The organism is Aestuariibaculum sediminum, assembly GCF_014596945.1.
GTDB lineage: Bacteria > Bacteroidota > Bacteroidia > Flavobacteriales > Flavobacteriaceae > Aestuariibaculum > Aestuariibaculum sediminum.
Map to the genome: position 1 here is coordinate 109,240 of NZ_JACVXB010000007.1, position 16,131 is coordinate 125,370.

At 33.2% G+C, this 16,131-nt stretch carries 19 protein-coding genes; 7 read left to right on the top strand and 12 right to left on the bottom strand.

The features are described from left to right. Positions 1-14: 14 nt before the first annotated feature. From proB to nusB, 7 genes are all read right to left on the bottom strand, one after another. A complete protein-coding gene (gene proB, locus ICJ83_RS14255; protein WP_188231078.1) occupies positions 15-785 on the bottom strand; it encodes a glutamate 5-kinase in 771 nt (256 codons plus the stop codon). A 1-nt stretch (position 786) separates the two neighbouring features. Further along, positions 787-1,593, bottom strand: a complete 807-nt coding sequence (gene proC / locus ICJ83_RS14260; protein ID WP_188231079.1) for a pyrroline-5-carboxylate reductase — start codon at positions 1,591-1,593, stop codon at positions 787-789. A 111-nt stretch (positions 1,594-1,704) separates the two neighbouring features. Beyond that, positions 1,705-1,896, bottom strand: coding sequence for a hypothetical protein (locus ICJ83_RS14265; protein ID WP_188231080.1), 192 nt, complete (start codon positions 1,894-1,896; stop codon positions 1,705-1,707). Positions 1,897-1,926: 30 nt separating this feature from the next. Continuing rightward, positions 1,927-2,367, bottom strand: a complete 441-nt coding sequence (locus ICJ83_RS14270; RefSeq protein WP_188231081.1) for a GNAT family N-acetyltransferase — start codon at positions 2,365-2,367, stop codon at positions 1,927-1,929. 602 nt (positions 2,368-2,969) lie between these two features. After that, complete coding sequence (gene yajC / locus ICJ83_RS14275; RefSeq protein ID WP_188231082.1) at positions 2,970-3,266, bottom strand: preprotein translocase subunit YajC; 297 nt, start codon at positions 3,264-3,266, stop codon at positions 2,970-2,972. Positions 3,267-3,314: 48 nt separating this feature from the next. Then, on the bottom strand, positions 3,315-3,770 hold the full coding sequence (locus ICJ83_RS14280) for a DUF1573 domain-containing protein (protein WP_188231083.1): 456 nt from the start codon (positions 3,768-3,770) through the stop codon (positions 3,315-3,317). A 152-nt stretch (positions 3,771-3,922) separates the two neighbouring features. Further along, positions 3,923-4,867 carry a transcription antitermination factor NusB gene (nusB, locus tag ICJ83_RS14285; protein WP_223154790.1) on the bottom strand — a complete coding sequence of 315 codons (945 nt, stop codon included), beginning with the start codon at positions 4,865-4,867 and terminating at the stop codon, positions 3,923-3,925. Positions 4,868-5,095: 228 nt separating this feature from the next. Here nusB and ICJ83_RS14290 point away from each other — a divergent pair, with 228 nt between their 5' ends. Both ICJ83_RS14290 and ICJ83_RS14295 read left to right on the top strand, forming a co-directional pair. Continuing rightward, positions 5,096-6,853 (top strand): ABC transporter ATP-binding protein, encoded by a 1,758-nt coding sequence (locus ICJ83_RS14290; protein ID WP_188231084.1) that lies wholly within the window; start codon positions 5,096-5,098, stop codon positions 6,851-6,853. A 164-nt stretch (positions 6,854-7,017) separates the two neighbouring features. Then, on the top strand, positions 7,018-7,404 hold the full coding sequence (locus ICJ83_RS14295) for a PUR family DNA/RNA-binding protein (protein WP_188231085.1): 387 nt from the start codon (positions 7,018-7,020) through the stop codon (positions 7,402-7,404). A 60-nt stretch (positions 7,405-7,464) separates the two neighbouring features. Here ICJ83_RS14295 and ICJ83_RS14300 read toward each other — a convergent pair whose 3' ends face one another. After that, positions 7,465-7,800 (bottom strand): tRNA-binding protein, encoded by a 336-nt coding sequence (locus tag ICJ83_RS14300; protein ID WP_188231086.1) that lies wholly within the window; start codon positions 7,798-7,800, stop codon positions 7,465-7,467. Positions 7,801-7,846: 46 nt separating this feature from the next. On the opposite strand from ICJ83_RS14300, the gene ICJ83_RS14305 reads away from it, so the two are divergent. Then, positions 7,847-8,404: a thioredoxin family protein gene (locus ICJ83_RS14305; protein ID WP_188231087.1), complete on the top strand. Its 558-nt coding sequence runs from the start codon at positions 7,847-7,849 to the stop codon at positions 8,402-8,404. On the opposite strand, the gene ICJ83_RS14310 is transcribed toward ICJ83_RS14305, so the two are convergent. From ICJ83_RS14310 to recQ, 4 genes are all read right to left on the bottom strand, one after another. Then, positions 8,401-8,892, bottom strand: coding sequence for a GNAT family N-acetyltransferase (locus ICJ83_RS14310; RefSeq protein ID WP_223154791.1), 492 nt, complete (start codon positions 8,890-8,892; stop codon positions 8,401-8,403). The two genes, ICJ83_RS14305 and ICJ83_RS14310, sit on opposite strands and share 4 nt — an antisense overlap. Positions 8,893-8,931: 39 nt before the next feature. Next, on the bottom strand, positions 8,932-9,336 hold the full coding sequence (locus tag ICJ83_RS14315) for a hypothetical protein (RefSeq protein ID WP_188231088.1): 405 nt from the start codon (positions 9,334-9,336) through the stop codon (positions 8,932-8,934). Positions 9,337-9,473: 137 nt separating this feature from the next. Next, entirely contained in the window at positions 9,474-10,406 is a 933-nt protein-coding gene (locus tag ICJ83_RS14320; RefSeq protein WP_188231089.1) for a peptidylprolyl isomerase, read from the bottom strand. Between the two features lie 187 nt (positions 10,407-10,593). Continuing rightward, on the bottom strand, positions 10,594-12,792 hold the full coding sequence (gene recQ / locus ICJ83_RS14325) for a DNA helicase RecQ (protein WP_188231090.1): 2,199 nt from the start codon (positions 12,790-12,792) through the stop codon (positions 10,594-10,596). 216 nt (positions 12,793-13,008) lie between these two features. On the opposite strand from recQ, the gene ICJ83_RS14330 reads away from it, so the two are divergent. The 4 genes from ICJ83_RS14330 (at position 13,009) to lptB (ending at position 16,098) form a co-directional block, all read left to right on the top strand. Then, on the top strand, positions 13,009-13,974 hold the full coding sequence (locus ICJ83_RS14330) for a KpsF/GutQ family sugar-phosphate isomerase (RefSeq protein WP_188231091.1): 966 nt from the start codon (positions 13,009-13,011) through the stop codon (positions 13,972-13,974). Positions 13,975-14,006: 32 nt separating this feature from the next. Next, positions 14,007-14,810, top strand: coding sequence for a twin-arginine translocase subunit TatC (tatC, locus tag ICJ83_RS14335; RefSeq protein ID WP_223154792.1), 804 nt, complete (start codon positions 14,007-14,009; stop codon positions 14,808-14,810). A gap of 73 nt (positions 14,811-14,883) precedes the next feature. Beyond that, the gene (locus ICJ83_RS14340) at positions 14,884-15,240 is read left to right on the top strand and encodes a carboxymuconolactone decarboxylase family protein (protein ID WP_188231093.1); all 357 of its coding nucleotides are present in this window, start codon (positions 14,884-14,886) and stop codon (positions 15,238-15,240) included. Positions 15,241-15,357: 117 nt separating this feature from the next. Continuing rightward, on the top strand, positions 15,358-16,098 hold the full coding sequence (gene lptB, locus ICJ83_RS14345; protein WP_188231094.1) for an LPS export ABC transporter ATP-binding protein: 741 nt from the start codon (positions 15,358-15,360) through the stop codon (positions 16,096-16,098). The last annotated feature ends 33 nt before the right edge of the window (positions 16,099-16,131 follow it).

A 16,131-nucleotide genomic window follows, 5' to 3' on the forward strand; every position in this document is an offset into this window, starting at 1 on the left:
AATTTTTTATTTCTTTAAAGCGATACTTTTGTTCCTACAAAATTTCCTTCTATTATATCGATTATGGTATTATCGTTTTTACCATTAGCTATATAAGTTGGAATGTTTTTGGCTGCTGCCTGCTGCGCATAGTCTAATTTAGATCCCATACCTCCACGGCCTTCACCTTCGCTTTTATTACTGTCTTTTATATACTTATCTAAGTTTTCGTTAGGATTAACACTTTCAATTAAATCACTACTTTCGGCATCTGGGTGTCCGGTATAAACACCATCAATATCGGTTAGAATGATTAATTTATCGGCATTTACCAATTGTGCTATTAAACTTGCCAATTCGTCGTTATCGGAAAACATAGACATCGTTACCGACACGGCATCATCTTCATTTGCGATTGGAATTACCCCTTCCGATAATAGCCCTTCTACACAATTAATCATATTCTGGCGGTGTACTCCAGGACTAAAATCCCGTTTAGTAGGTAGTACCTGAGCACACTTCATACCATAATCGTGAAAAATATTGTAATACAAGCGCATCATACGTGGTTGTCCAATAGCAGAATATACTTGTCTTTTTTGGGTTTTATTCTTTATCGATGATTTCCCTAGAACTTCTTTTCCGGCAATTACTGAACCCGATGACACCAAAATGGTCATTATATCACGCTCGTATAGCTCGGCTATTTGTCTTACAAGCTCCCTTAATACAGGTCTTACAATTTTATTGTCTCTATTGGTCATGACATTCGTCCCGACCTTAATCACTATTTTTTCCTTATACATCTTAATATTCTTTACCTAATTCTACTGCTCTATTAAAGGCAGCAAATGCAGCATCCTTTATTAATTCATTAACATTGTTATCGTCCATAGAGTCTAACGCTGCTCTGGTGGTCCCTCCTTTTGAGGCAACGCGCTCCATCCAAGAATCAGGTGATAAATTAGATTGATTAAACAATTCTATCGCTCCTGTAAAAGTTTGTCTTACTAAAACGGTAGAATCTTCTTTTGAAAAGCCCATTTGCTTAGCTGCTTCCATCATACTTTGCATAAAATAGAATACGTAAGCTGGTCCACTTCCGGAAATTCCCGTCGAAGCATCAATGAAATTTTCATTTTTTACCTGTATAGATTTTCCTGTGGTATCTAATAAACTTTCTACGGTTAACATTTCTATACGTGACACATCTGATGAAATAACGTAAGATGTTAACCCTTTACCTATTTGTGCTGGTAAATTTGGCATAGCTCTAACAATTTTTGTTAGTCCTGTAATTTCCTTAATCGATGCAATGGTTACACCAGCCATAATAGAAACTAATATTTGCTGTGAATTTACCAATGGTTTAATGGCTTTAAAAACGCCCTCGGCGTGATATGGCTTTACAGCTATAAATATGAGGTCTGCCTGAGGAACACAATCTTTTAATTCGCTGAAGGCATCGAAGTGCGACATTTGTTGAAGCTCTTCAAGTTTTTCTTCAGACTTATCTAAAACCATAATGTTCTTCTTTTTTAACAATTTGGATTTAGACATCCCTTCGGCATAGGTAAGTCCCATATTACCTGCCCCAATTACTAGTACTTTCATTTTACTTTTTTTATTGTTTGTTTAGTGATTAGACATAATGTCCCGATAGTTGTCCATTTCGACAACTACTTTAATATTTATAGTTTATTTTTTATGAATTATGTTTTAATATTATACAAACAGCATACAATCGCTACAATCTTTTACTTCTCCGTAATAAGTTTCGCGATATTTATGAAGGGTCTTAACTGGTAAGCCTAAAAAGTATTTTCTAATATAGGTTACCTTAGTGGTCAATTCTCCCATTTCTATGGTATGACGCTTTTCGTATTTCGTTTTCCGTTTTATGTAAAATATTTTCATGCAATATTTTTTTTTGGCAACTAATATTGATTAATCTCTGACTAATCTCATTTCGATATTACGCGTTTTAAATCCTTGCTTTTCGAACAATTTAATTACCGGGTTATTTTTGTTTATGTGAATTGAAATGTCGCCATCGCAATAGTTTTTCGTGTATTTAATTAATTCGCTTCCTATACCTTTGTCTCGATATTCCTCCTTAACGGCTATATATACAAGGATATTTTCTGGTATATATTCGTTCATTCCTGTTCGGTTAATTACAGTAGCACCAACAATTTCATTGTTTTTTTCTGCTACAAAAACATAACCTCCTAGTCCTGGTATCTCCTTAGATGCGTATAATATAGATTTTCGAATGGCACTTTTAGTATCCCTAAATTCTCCGGAATACTTATGCAAAAAGTTAGTTATACGATTAATATCAATAATTGAAAGCCTCGAAAAAGCATCAAAGGTTTTAATAGTCATTAACAGATAGTTTTTTTAAGCGCTCCATATGAACATTGGAACACACAATCATGTTAGAATTAATTAAAGCTATAAATACTTAATAAGCTAAGTATATATGCGATAACGTGTTAGGGTAAGACTAAATAGCCTTACAGCTGAAGATATTAAATGGAACGGCTTGGCGGAATAAATTTATCCGATTGATTTCTAAAAACCAGAAAGTTAAAGTTAAAAATTCTGTTGTTTTGTATTTCGTGAATTCCTTTTTCCATGCTGCAAATGTACGAAAACACAAGCCTTTAAGCAAATTCATGGCGTTAAGACAATGATAATGAATTGTGAAAACATGTTAATCAGCGCTCCAATTTTAAGGTATATTCACAAGGCATTTTTATGTTTACAAAAACTTATCTAACTATTGTATCCATCTACCTTAACAAAGATTATGTAAAATAGAAATTCGACGTATTTGCAACTGTTAAAATTACAGCTATATTACCCTGAAAATAAATTTAAAAAAAGTTATTTTTTTTTCAATTTTTATGTTTTTTTCAACGAAATTCATAAAAAAAGGCTTCCATTTTCATGAAAGCCTATTAAATATTTCTAGGTTTTACGTATTACTTTTTAGTTTCGGTAGCATTTAATTTACCACTTAATTCCATCGAAATAGCCGAAAGTTCAAACTTAACTTTTCCAGACATCGTTTCTATGACACAACTTTTGTCTTTATCGTTAAGCTCTAAAATTTTACCGTGCAAACCACTTTTGGTAATTACTTTATCACCTCGCTTTAATTCTGCAGCGAACTTTTTTTCTTTTTTTGCTTTTTTCATTTGAGGTGCAATCATAAAGAAATATACAACTGCAAACATTAGTAAAAACGGTAAAAACTGACTTATTCCTCCTTCTCCCATTAGTATTTATTTAATATGCTGTTTTTAACAGCTTGGTTACATTTTTAATTATTGAGCCTCGGCTGGTTTAACGAATGCCGTAATTTTAACTATTTCTGACCCTTTTTCAGTATTTGCAGAAACAGTAATGGTTTTGGTTATTTTATTGGCTCCACTCCCATTATACTTTACTGAAAATTCAGCTGATTCTCCTGGAGCTAAAGGTTCTCTACTCCAATCTTTAGGAACCGTACAACCACATGAGCTTTTAATATCGGTAACTATCAAAGGGGCATCACCTGTATTCTTGTACGAAAATTTGGTTTCAACCGAAGTTCCTTTTTCTATTTCTCCAAAATCATGAACCGTTTCATTAAATTCAATTTTCGGGAATTTAGATGCTACTGCATCTCTTTCAGCCGCAGCAATTACATTGGCTTCTTCAATTTTATTTGCCGCGTTTTCTTTACAAGATGTAAATGCTATTAAGCCTAATGCACTTAATCCTAATATTAATTTTTTCATCGTAAAATTTATTTAGTATTAATGATGTAAAAATAGAAATTATTTAGTCGATTAAAAACTTTTGTTAAACCGTTTATAAACTTTTAGTCTTTAACTTTATATTAATAAACCAATGGATTTAGCAATATGGTTAAATAAAGGTTTAATCAGGACTACATTAAACCACGTCCAATTTTATTGAGTGAACCTGATTCTTCATATTCTTTAACCAGCTTATCTAAAATACCATTTATAAAAATGCTACTTTTTGGTGTTGAATATTCTTTTGCTATTTCTAGGTATTCATTTATAGTCACTTTTACAGGTATGGAAGAAAAGTTCTTTATTTCGCTAATAGCCATTTGCAGTAATACATAATCGATCTCTGCAATACGCTCTGAATCCCAGTTTTGAGTCTTATTATCGATTTCTTTATTTATAGCTGTTCGATTTAATAACGTCTTCTTAAATAAATTAATAGCGAATTGCTTATCGTCTAAATCTTTGTATAATTTAGGTGTAAAAAACGACTGTGGCGACGTTGGTTTAACTTTACGTAATAACTTTAAAATAGTTGTATTAACCGTAGGAAGATCGTCTAACCATGTTAAATTTTTGTCTTCTAAATACTCGTACAGCTTTTGGTTTGGCGCTATTATATCTTTAAAAACATCTATGATAAACATCTTATCCTCCCTAAAGTCCGATACGCGAGTTTTCATATATTCTTCATACAACTCACTTGTTGTTATGGCTTTAAAAATAAGATCTACATATTCATCGTCCAATTGCCAGTTATCAACCTTATTAATTTCTAACTGATTCTTTAATTCGTGGTTATCCTGAAGAAGATTAAGTACCTCATTATTCACAAACTTTCTGTTTGGATCTTTATCTTCTTGAGTTGCTAAATGCTTATTTTGCTTTTTTACAAGATCGTTTTCCGCACGCTTTTGAACTTCCAGAAGTAAGGCAATCATTAATAAGTACAAATTGTACATATTATCTATGCTAAACAATAAAAACTTTTGATCTTTACTAAAATCGTCACTTTCTCCACCTTTATATGCATAAAGGGTTTGCATTACTTTTACACGAATATGTCTTCTGTTTAACATAATTACAAGGAACTTAAATTTATTTTAACTGAAAAATATTACTATTTCAGATTGCAAAAATAATACTATTTTAAAAAAGTCAGTTCATATTTTTATTAATTCTTCGTTAATTGGATTTTAAGAGATATTTATAATACTGTAGCCTTCTGTGGTTCTCGTTTGTAGTTTTATTACTGTATATTTGCCTGTTAATATTTAAAATTTCTACTTAGACGTTAATTTATCTTAATGAAAGAATTACAACATTTAAATAAGTACTTTTTAAAATATAAATCGAAGCTCATTCTCGGTATTTTAATAACTATTATTGCGCGTATTTTCCTTTTGTATACGCCGCGGTATGTTCGTGAAATTTTTATTGTAGTTGAAAATTATACTGCAGGTAAAATACCCAAAGACGCTGTTAAAGGTGAGCTCATAGAAATTATTGTTTACATTATAGGTGCAGCTATTATTGGCGCTATTCTCACATTTTTCATGCGACAGTATATTATAAATGTCTCACGTTATATTGAATACGACCTGAAAAACGAAGTATACAACCAATATCAAAAACTATCGCTTAACTTTTATAAAAAGAACCGTACAGGCGATTTAATGAATCGTATTAGTGAAGATGTTGGTCGTGTTCGTATGTATGCGGGCCCAGCTATAATGTATAGTATAAATACCATAACACTTTTTATAATTGTTATTATTTATATGTATAACGAGGCACCGTTACTAACCATGTATACCATTATTCCGCTTCCTATATTATCGGTGGTAATTTATAAACTGAGTAAAGAAATACATAACAGAAGTACCATTGTACAGCAATATCTTTCGAAACTTTCAACCTTCACGCAGGAATCATTTAGCGGTATCTCCGTTATAAAAGCCTATGGCATTGAACCACAAACTTCAAATAATTTTGAAAACCTGGCCGAAGAAAGCAAACAAAAACAAGTGAGTTTAGCTAAAGTTCAAGCGTGGTTTTTTCCGATGATGATTTTACTTATTGGTACCAGTAACCTATTAGTTATCTATATTGGCGGAATGCAATATATAAATGGTGAAATAGAAAGCTTAGGAACGATTGCCGAATTTATAATCTACGTCAACCTACTTACCTGGCCTGTAGCTACAGTGGGTTGGGTAACATCAATTGTTCAGCAAGCGGAGGCCTCTCAAAAGCGCATTAATGAATTTCTTAATATAGAGCCTGAAATAAAAAACAATGTAGATTATCACACCGATATAAATGGTGATATTGTTTTCAATAACGTTAATTTCACATACGACGACACTAACATTCAAGCCTTGAAAGGTGTTAGCTTTGAAATTAAACAAGGGGAAACTTTAGCCATTTTAGGCAAAACAGGTTCTGGAAAATCTACCGTACTCGATCTCATTGGACGACTTTACGATATCGATTCTGGAGAAATTACAATTAATAACCAATCGATTGACAAACTCAACCTTATTGATTTACGAGACAGTATTGGTTACGTGCCGCAAGACGCTTTTCTGTTTTCCGACACCATAAAAAACAATATTAAATTTGGTAAAGAAAATGCTACAGATCAGGATGTAATTGCCGCGGCTAAAAATGCACAAGTTCACAAAAATATTGTAAAATTTAATCATGGCTACGACACCATTTTAGGAGAACGTGGTATTACACTTTCTGGTGGACAAAAGCAACGTGTATCCATTGCCCGAGCAATAATCAAATCGCCAAAAATACTTTTATTCGACGATTGCTTATCGGCTGTAGATACGGAAACCGAAGAAAAAATATTAAAAACCCTTTCGAAAATCTCTAAAGGAAAAACATCTATTATTGTAAGTCATCGTGTTTCTTCAGCCAAAAATGCCGACAAAATAATTGTTTTAGACGACGGAAAAATTGTCCAGCAAGGAACACACGATACACTTATTGATGTAGAAGGGTATTACAAACACCTTTATTTGAAACAGTTAAGTGAAACCTCATCGAGCTAAAAAAATTAATTATTTAAAAATCAACCACATAGCTTAAATCAAATTAAAGAAAATGCAACAAAAATTGAGAATTCAAAAAGAAATCTTATAAAATGTTGGTTAATAACACTTTTTTTTAGATTTTTGGTACTGAAAGCATACATAATTAATTTCTATTAACAACTATGAGCAATAATGATATGATGGAGAAAGAGGAGATTTTTTCGAAAGTTTTAAGAGCCGGACGACGTACATATTTTTTCGATGTTAGATCAACAAAAGCAGACGACTATTACTTAACCATTACAGAAAGTAAAAAGTTCACTAATGATGATGGGTCGTTTCATTACAAAAAGCATAAAATCTATATTTACAAAGAAGATTTTGCCGAGTTTAAAGAAATTCTAGCTGAAATGACCGAGTTCATTATCAATGAAAGAGGTGATGAAGTAATTAGCGAGCGTCATCAAAAAGACTTTAAAAAGGAATTTGATACAGTAAACGTGAGTGAGAATGGTGATATACATCAAACTACAGAAAGTTTCACTGATATCGATTTTGACGATATCTAAAATCGCTTTAAACAAAAAATATTTTAAGTCATTGACCAAATTGTGTCAATGACTTTTTTTTTAACCGACTACGCTCCCGTTGGACACACGATTTTCTGGATTCAAAAGGATAACATCTTTTCCCTGAACGGCACCTAAAATTAAGCATTCACTCATAAAATTTGCAATTTGTTTCTTCGGAAAGTTAACTACTGCTACAATCTGCCTATTTAATAAATCTTTAGGTTGATACAGTGTAGTTATTTGCGCTGAAGTCTTTTTTATGCCTAATGACCCAAAATCTATAATTAATTGATAAGCTGGTTTTCGTGCTTGTGGGAAGTCGTTTATTGCGATAATCGTTCCGACTCTTAAATCTATTTTGGTAAAGTCCTCGAAAGTTATTGTTGTATCCATTTCTCAAAATTATAAATAATTCCGAACTTTGATTAAAAATTAAAACATGGCAAATACACCTTCAAATATGCTTCCTTTAGGCACCAAAGCTCCAAACTTTGAGCTTCCGGATACTGTGAGCGGTGAATCAATTAACCTAGAATCTAAAAAAGGAAACAAAGGTACGGTTATCATGTTTATTTGTAATCACTGTCCTTTTGTAATTCATATTAATAAAACATTAGTATCCATAGCAAACGCTTATCGTGTTGAAGACATTAGTTTTATAGCTATCTCTAGTAATGATGTGGTTAACTACCCACAGGATAGTCCTGAAAAAATGAAATTGCATGCAAAAAAGGAAAACTACCCATTCCCTTATTTATATGACGAATCTCAAAAAGTAGCCAAAGCATATGACGCCGCATGTACACCCGATTTTTATGTATTTGACTCCGATTTAAAACTTACTTACCGCGGTCAATTAGATGATTCCAGACCAGGAAACGGTATACCCGTTACAGGACAGGATTTGTGCCATGCTCTGGATTGTTTAATTGAAAATAAACAAAATAAAAAACTTCAAAAACCTAGTATTGGCTGCAATATTAAATGGAAACGTTAAGATAATTTTAGCTCAAAAATACCAACATCAAGCCAAGTATTAAATTTATAACCTACCTCTCGTAAATGCCCAACTTTAGTAAACCCATATTTTTCATGCAGTTTCACACTGGCATTATTTGGTAAGGTTAAAACACCCAATACTACCCTGCAATTGGTTTGTTTTAGTTGTTTAATGAGTTCAGCATAGAGTTTAGATCCAATTTGCTTCCCGTAGTGATTATGCTTTACGTACACCGTAGATTCTAGCGTATGATTGTAAGCGGGTCTAGACCTAAATTTTCCGGCATAGGCGTAACCAAGTATTTCATTATTTTCTTCATAAATTATAAATGGAAACGCTTTGGTAATCTCATGCAATTTATCTTGAAACTCCTGTAAAGACAGAGGCTGCAAATCGAAGGTAACATCGGTATTAATAACGTAGTAGTTATAAATATTTAAAAGCTGTTGTGCATCAGAAAAGGAAACGGGTCGAATCATGGGCATTAAAATAAAAAGTTAAAGTAACTAATTTATCTCAATACTTTATAATTGAATCGCATTTACTGCTTCTTTCAAAGTTAGAAAACGTTTAATTTTTCTTTTGAAGAACAATTCCTCAAACGTTAAATTTATTAAACTTATCCAGTTATGAGAGACAATAAAGTAGTCTCTTAAATTATATTGATTTTTAAAAAACTTTATCCAATCTGTAGGTACTACAGCATAGGAATGAATTCGGTTTGCAATATAAACAACATCTTCTCCTTTCGATCCTAAAAAACAAGTAACATCTTGCGCAATTACCTGACCGTGTTGTTCCCAATTAAAACAAATACCTCTGTTTAATTCTGAAATTACAAAGCCTTTAAAGATATAAACATTCCCAAAATCGTAACTTAATTCCTTTAATACACTCTTGTAAAATACTGTTTCCTTCACACGCTCCATACCTCTAAATAAAGACCAAAGCAGTTACATGAAAAACAAATTAGATGAAAACATTAATTTTTCAGTCTATATTAGGTAAGTTCAAAAAAAAACACCTGATTAATCAGGTGTTTTTCTTTATGTATTTATTAATGCAATTATTTTACATTCATCAACTCAACATCAAAAATTAATGTGGCATTTGGAGGAATAACACCACCTGCACCTCTGCTACCATAGCCCAAGTGACTCGGAATTACAAATCTAGCTTTATCCCCAACATTTAGCAACTGGATACCTTCATCCCAGCCAGAAATCACCTGACCAACACCTACTGGAAAATCAATTGGTTGATTACGTTTATAAGATGAATCGAACACAGTTCCGTCGGCTAATTGTCCTTTGTAATGTACAGAAACATTTTTACCTTTTTCTGCCTTAGCTCCGCTACCTTTTTGAATAATTTGGTAACGCAAACCACTTTCTGTTTTTTCAAATCCAACTGCTAATTTATCTAATTCAGCTTCGATTGCTGCTTTTTCCTCGGCTAAGCGCTTTTCTCTAGAACCTTCAAATGTTCTGAATGCCTCAACGGCGTTATAGTTTTCTGCTTCTTCTCCAACTCTCACTATTTCAAGCGTTTCAATACTATCCCCTTGTGCTATAGCATCAACAACATCTTGACCTTCTACCACTTTACCAAAAACAGTATGATTATTATCTAACCATGGTGTTTCTAAGTGTGTTATAAAGAATTGACTTCCATTTGTTCCAGGCCCGGCATTAGCCATTGATAGTACTCCAGGACCATCATGCTTTAAATCAGGATGAAACTCATCATCAAACTGATAACCTGGATTTCCTGTTCCTGTTCCTTGAGGACATCCGCCCTGAATCATAAAATCAGGAATAACTCTGTGGAATTTTAAACCGTCGTAGTATGGTGTTCCCTGAGGTTTTACTTTATTCTCTAAATTTCCTTCTGCTAAAGCAACAAAGTTACCTACTGTTCCAGGTGTTTTTTTGTATTCTAAAGCAACAAGAATTTCTCCTTTTGTGGTATTGAATTTTACGTATAATCCGTCTTGCATAGTTCTAATTTTTAAGAAAATGCAAAGATAGGAAACTAAGTGCTATTTACTTGTGTAAAGTTTTATAAGTTTTTGTTATAGTTTTATAGATAACGTATGAAGAAATTAAGTTTCAGAGGGTAAATACCAAAACACTTACAACTCTGAAACTTAACAACAAACAAAATTCAATAAATATTACCGTTTATTAGTTAGCAACTTCACTTATAAATTTAATACGATATAAACGCAATTCTTCATCATCATAATCACCATCAAACTCTTCAATGGCTGTTGCAATATTATCTGTGGTGGATTCCATAAAGTAATCATGCAATTCTTCCTGCTGATCCTCATCCAGAATATCGTCTATCCAATAATTGATATTTAGTTTAGTACCAGAGTAAACAATGGCTTCCATTTCCTTTATAAAATCATCCATTTCTAGACCTTTAGCCGAAGCTATATCATCCAGAGGTAATTTTCTATCTATATTTTGAATGATATATAATTTATTCGCAGAATTTGTTCCTGTTGTTTTTACAACCAAATCATCAGGTCTTACAATATCATGTTCTTCAACATACTGAGCTATTAAAGCAACAAAATCTTTACCATATTTTTTAGCTTTCCCTTCTCCAACACCATGAACATTAGCTAGTTCGGTTAAATTAACCGGGTATTTTAAAGCCATATCTTCAAGCGATGGATCCTGGAAAATAACAAAGGGAGGAACACCTAACTTTTTAGCATTCTTTTTACGTAAATCCTTGAGCATATCCATTAATAACGCATCGGCAACTGCAGCCTGTGCTTTAGATGCCGCAACGATAACACCATCATCTGCTGCACTATCAAACTCATGATCTTCTGTCATCATAAAAGACACTGGATTATTTAAGTAATCTTTACCAGCTTTTGTTAATTTAATAACACCGTAAGTTTCAATATCTTTTCGAAGCAAGCCAGCCACTAAAACCTGACGCAATAAGGCCATCCAGTACTTTTTATCCTTGTCTTTACCTAAGCCAAAAAACGGTTGTTCATTCGTTTTATGAGAATTTATTAAGGCATTTTCTTTACCAACAATAACCTGAACCAGGTCTTTAGACTTGTATTTTTCGTTAGTTTTTGAAATCGTTTTTAAGAGAATAACAACATCGTCTTGGGCTTCGTGTTTCTTTTTAGGATGTCTAACATTATCGTCCATATCGCCTCCTTCACCAGTGGCATTATCAAATTCTTCCCCGAAATAGTGCAATATAAATTTACGTCGTGAGATAGAGGTTTCGGCAAATGCTACAACCTCCTGCAATAAAGCGTGTCCTATTTCCTGTTCGGCAACAGGCTTACCAGACATGAACTTTTCCAGCTTTTCAATATCCTTATACGAATAAAATGCCAAACAATGTCCTTCGCCTCCATCCCTACCAGCTCTACCTGTTTCCTGATAATAACTCTCGATACTTTTAGGTATGTCGTGATGAATTACAAAACGAACATCGGGTTTATCGATACCCATACCAAACGCTATAGTTGCAACTACGACATCAACTTCCTCCATTAAAAATTGATCCTGATAACTTGATCTCGATTTAGCATCCAAACCGGCATGATATGGTACGGCATTAATGCCATTTACCTGAAGTACCTGAGCTAATTCTTCAACGCGTTTTCGACTTAAACAATAAACAATTCCAGACTTTCCTGAGTTTTGTTTAATAAACCGAATTATATCAGCATCAACCTGTTTTGTTTTAGGTCTAACCTCGTAATATAAATTCGGGCGATTAAATGACGCTTTAAACGTTTTTGCTCCTGTTATTCCTAAATTTTTTATGATATCTTCCTGAACTTTTGGCGTAGCTGTAGCAGTAAGTCCTATAATTGGAATATTATCGCCAATACGGCCTATAATATGCCTTAAATTTCTATATTCTGGTCTAAAATCATGGCCCCATTCACTAATACAGTGCGCCTCATCAATGGCCATGAACGAAATTTTCACAGAACGTAAAAATTCAACATTCTCTTCTTTAGTAAGCGATTCTGGAGCAACATATAGCAACTTGGTTATACCATTTACTATATCCTCTTTTACACGCTTTATTTCTGTTTTATTTAACGAAGAATTGAGAACGTGGGCAATACCCTCTTCGTTTGAAACACCTCGAATAGCGTCCACCTGATTTTTCATTAATGCAATTAAAGGTGAGACTACTATAGCCGTTCCCTCCTGCATTAGTGCGGGTAATTGGTAGCATAACGATTTCCCACCACCAGTGGGCATAATTACAAATGTATTGTTACCCGATAATATACTCTCTACAACATCTTCCTGCAACCCTTTGAACTTGCCAAAACCAAAGTACTTTTTGAGTGCAGAATGCAAGTCACTCTTTTCCATTAATCAGAAAACTATTTAAATTATATTAAACTAATATTTATGACACACAATAAAATAAAATGCGAATTAAGCATTTTAATAGTGTATTAAGAAATCCCTCTTATTTTTTTCGTTAGTTTTGTAAATTAAAAATCGAAATTACTATAAAATAATATTTTATTTACACTTAAAGTTAAGAATTTCTTCAAAAGCATCAACTAAAAAATTTAATAAATTTTGAATAATAACAATTCAATCATTAAAATAGCTAAAGAAACCATAGAAGCTGAAAGCCAAGCTATTTTAAATTTATCGAATCTTGTCGATTCTGATTTTGCTCAAGCCGTTGAACTTATATATAAATCAAAAGGTCGTGTAATAATTACTGGTATTGGAAAAAGTGCCATAATTGCCAGTAAAATTGTGGCTTCATTAAATTCAACAGGAACCCCAGCTGTTTTTATGCATGCAGCCGATGCCATACATGGAGATTTAGGTTTAATTCTTAAAGAAGATGTGGTAATTTGCATCTCGAAAAGCGGAAACACACCAGAAATTAAAGTGCTGGTACCACTCATAAAGCGTGTGAATAATAAAATGATTGCCATTACCGGAAATAAAGATTCGTTTCTTGGTCAACATGCCGACTATATTTTAAATGCGTACGTTGAAAAAGAAGTTTGTCCGAACAACCTGGCTCCTACTACAAGTACCACAGCACAATTAGTTATTGGTGATGCTTTAACTGTTTGCCTGTTGGAGTTACGAGGATTTACAAGTAACGACTTCGCGAAATTCCACCCAGGTGGTGCACTTGGTAAAAAACTATATTTACGAGTTCAGGATATTTCATCGGTTAATAACAAACCTAAGGTAGAAGCCTCTACTCATATTAAAGATGTAATTATTGAAATTACAGAAAAAATGCTAGGAGTTACCGCTGTGGTAGAAAACAATAAAATTATTGGTATAATTACAGATGGTGATTTACGTAGAATGCTTACCAAAGCCGAAAATTTCGAAAATCTTACTGCAAAAGATATTATGGGAACCAACCCAAAACGTATTGAAGCCAGCGCAATGGCTATCGATGCTTTAGAAATTATGGAAGCTAATGAGATTTCACAAATTCTGGTTGAAGATAACGGTGAATACGCCGGAGTGGTTCATCTTCACGATTTAATAAAAGAAGGAATCATATAATGGCCAAAAAACAAAAAAAGAACATCAATGAGATGTCATTCCTTGATCATCTCGAAGATTTACGCTGGCATCTTATTAGAATTTGTGCCGGTGTTATGATTGTCGCAACATTAGCGTTCACATTTAGCCGATTTATATTCGACGATATCATATTTTTTCCGCTGAACATGAATTTTCCAACCTATGAATTTTTATGTCAGGCAGGACAATTTGTTGGCGTTACCACATCATTCTGTAATGATGAAATTCCAATGATGATACAAAGTAGAACCATGGCGGGGCAATTTTCTGCCGATATATGGACTGCTATATTAGCCGGATTCATCATCTCATTTCCGTATACCATCTATCAATTATGGAAATTTGTTAGCCCAGGCTTACACGAAAACGAACGCAAACATTCACGAGGATTTATAATTATTTGCTCCCTCCTATTCTTTTTAGGAGCTTTATTTGGTTATTACATTATTACCCCTTTATCTATTAATTTCCTTGCTAATTACAGCATCTCAAAAGTTGTGGAAAATCAAATAGATATTAGTTCATACATTGGTTTGGTACGTTCTTCGGTTTTAGCCTCTGGATTAATTTTCGAATTACCTATAGTCATATACTTTTTAACTAAAATAGGTTTAGTAACGCCTGAAATTTTAAGAAAATATAGAAAATTTGCCTTGGTAATTGTGCTTATCTTATCGGCTGTAATTACACCACCAGATATCGCTAGTCAGGTTATTGTGGCAATTCCTATTTTAATTTTATATCAGGTAAGTATTTATATTTCAAAACTTGTTGTTAAAAATCAAAAGATAGCAACGCAGGAAATTAGAAAGTAATGATTCCATGAGAGATCATTGGTATGTTTCTTAATTTTTAATACCTTAATTTTTAATACATAATTTTTAACCAATGTCAGATATAGTTAACGAATTTAACGAATACCGTTCAAAAATGAACGACAAAATTCTTTCTGATAACAATAAAGTTATTAAAAGGATTTTCAATTTAGACACAAACGCTTACGCGGAAGGTGCTTTAGATGTTAAAACAAAAGAACTTTTAGGCTTGGTGGCCTCAACAGTATTAAGATGCGATGACTGCATAAAATACCACATGGAAACCAGTTATAAAATAGGATTAAAAAAAGAAGAAGTTGTCGAGGCATTAAGCATTGCAACCTTAGTTGGAGGAACAATAGTTATTCCACACTTACGTCGGGCATATGAATTTTGGGATGCCTTAGAGGAACAAAATACATCGAAATAAAAATTAAAACCTGAACACAATTATAGTATTTTACTATTTTTAGCGTTTTATTTCTGAAGCACAAACAAAATTCAGAATAAATAAAACCATTTAAACCGCCCTTAGAGCACGAAACCTATGATTTTAAAAGCCGAAAATTTAATGAAGTCCTACAGCGGACGAAAAGTAGTTAAAGATGTTTCTCTTGAAGTAAACCAGGGAGAAATTGTTGGATTATTAGGACCTAACGGTGCGGGAAAAACCACGTCGTTTTACATGATTGTAGGATTAATTAAACCAAACGGCGGCCATATTTTTTTAGATAATACCGAGATTACCCAGTACCCCATGTACAAGCGTGCACAAAACGGAATTGGGTATTTAGCTCAGGAGGCTTCAGTGTTTAGAAAACTTAGTATTGAAGACAATATTTTAAGCGTACTTCAGCTAACCAAATTGAGTAAAAAAGAGCAACTCCATAAAATGGAATCATTAATTGAAGAATTTGGACTCGGTCATATTCGAAAAAACCGTGGAGATTTATTATCAGGTGGTGAGCGTCGTCGTACAGAAATTGCTCGAGCCTTAGCCACCGATCCAAGCTTTATTTTATTAGATGAACCCTTTGCGGGTGTAGACCCTGTTGCTGTTGAAGATATTCAGCGCATTGTAGCACAACTTACCAAGAAAAACATTGGTATTTTAATTACCGATCACAACGTACAGGAAACGTTAGCCATTACAGACAGAACTTACTTAATGTTTGAAGGTAGTATTCTTAAAGCAGGAGAACCGGAAGAACTTGCTAACGATGAAATGGTTAGAAAAGTATATCTAGGTCAGAACTTCGAACTTCGTAAAAAGAAAATTAGAGAATAGTATGATTAGATTTTAAAAAAAGTAAAACCAGAG

Coding starts and splice junctions, on each gene's coding strand:
- proB (WP_188231078.1), bottom strand. CDS start 785: ATGTATAAGGAAAAAATAGTGATTAAGGTCGGGACGAATGTCATGACC.
- recQ (WP_188231090.1), bottom strand. CDS start 12,792: ATGGAAAAGAGTGACTTGCATTCTGCACTCAAAAAGTACTTTGGTTTT.
- proC (WP_188231079.1), bottom strand. CDS start 1,593: ATGAAAGTACTAGTAATTGGGGCAGGTAATATGGGACTTACCTATGCC.
- ICJ83_RS14340 (WP_188231093.1), top strand. CDS start 14,884: ATGTCAGATATAGTTAACGAATTTAACGAATACCGTTCAAAAATGAAC.
- ICJ83_RS14290 (WP_188231084.1), top strand. CDS start 5,096: ATGAAAGAATTACAACATTTAAATAAGTACTTTTTAAAATATAAATCG.
- nusB (WP_223154790.1), bottom strand. CDS start 4,867: ATGTTAAACAGAAGACATATTCGTGTAAAAGTAATGCAAACCCTTTAT.
- ICJ83_RS14295 (WP_188231085.1), top strand. CDS start 7,018: ATGAGCAATAATGATATGATGGAGAAAGAGGAGATTTTTTCGAAAGTT.
- ICJ83_RS14280 (WP_188231083.1), bottom strand. CDS start 3,770: ATGAAAAAATTAATATTAGGATTAAGTGCATTAGGCTTAATAGCATTT.
- ICJ83_RS14305 (WP_188231087.1), top strand. CDS start 7,847: ATGGCAAATACACCTTCAAATATGCTTCCTTTAGGCACCAAAGCTCCA.
- ICJ83_RS14310 (WP_223154791.1), bottom strand. CDS start 8,892: ATGCCCATGATTCGACCCGTTTCCTTTTCTGATGCACAACAGCTTTTA.
- ICJ83_RS14270 (WP_188231081.1), bottom strand. CDS start 2,367: ATGACTATTAAAACCTTTGATGCTTTTTCGAGGCTTTCAATTATTGAT.
- ICJ83_RS14265 (WP_188231080.1), bottom strand. CDS start 1,896: ATGAAAATATTTTACATAAAACGGAAAACGAAATACGAAAAGCGTCAT.
- yajC (WP_188231082.1), bottom strand. CDS start 3,266: ATGGGAGAAGGAGGAATAAGTCAGTTTTTACCGTTTTTACTAATGTTT.
- ICJ83_RS14300 (WP_188231086.1), bottom strand. CDS start 7,800: ATGGATACAACAATAACTTTCGAGGACTTTACCAAAATAGATTTAAGA.
- ICJ83_RS14315 (WP_188231088.1), bottom strand. CDS start 9,336: ATGGAGCGTGTGAAGGAAACAGTATTTTACAAGAGTGTATTAAAGGAA.
- tatC (WP_223154792.1), top strand. CDS start 14,007: ATGTCATTCCTTGATCATCTCGAAGATTTACGCTGGCATCTTATTAGA.
- ICJ83_RS14320 (WP_188231089.1), bottom strand. CDS start 10,406: ATGCAAGACGGATTATACGTAAAATTCAATACCACAAAAGGAGAAATT.
- lptB (WP_188231094.1), top strand. CDS start 15,358: ATGATTTTAAAAGCCGAAAATTTAATGAAGTCCTACAGCGGACGAAAA.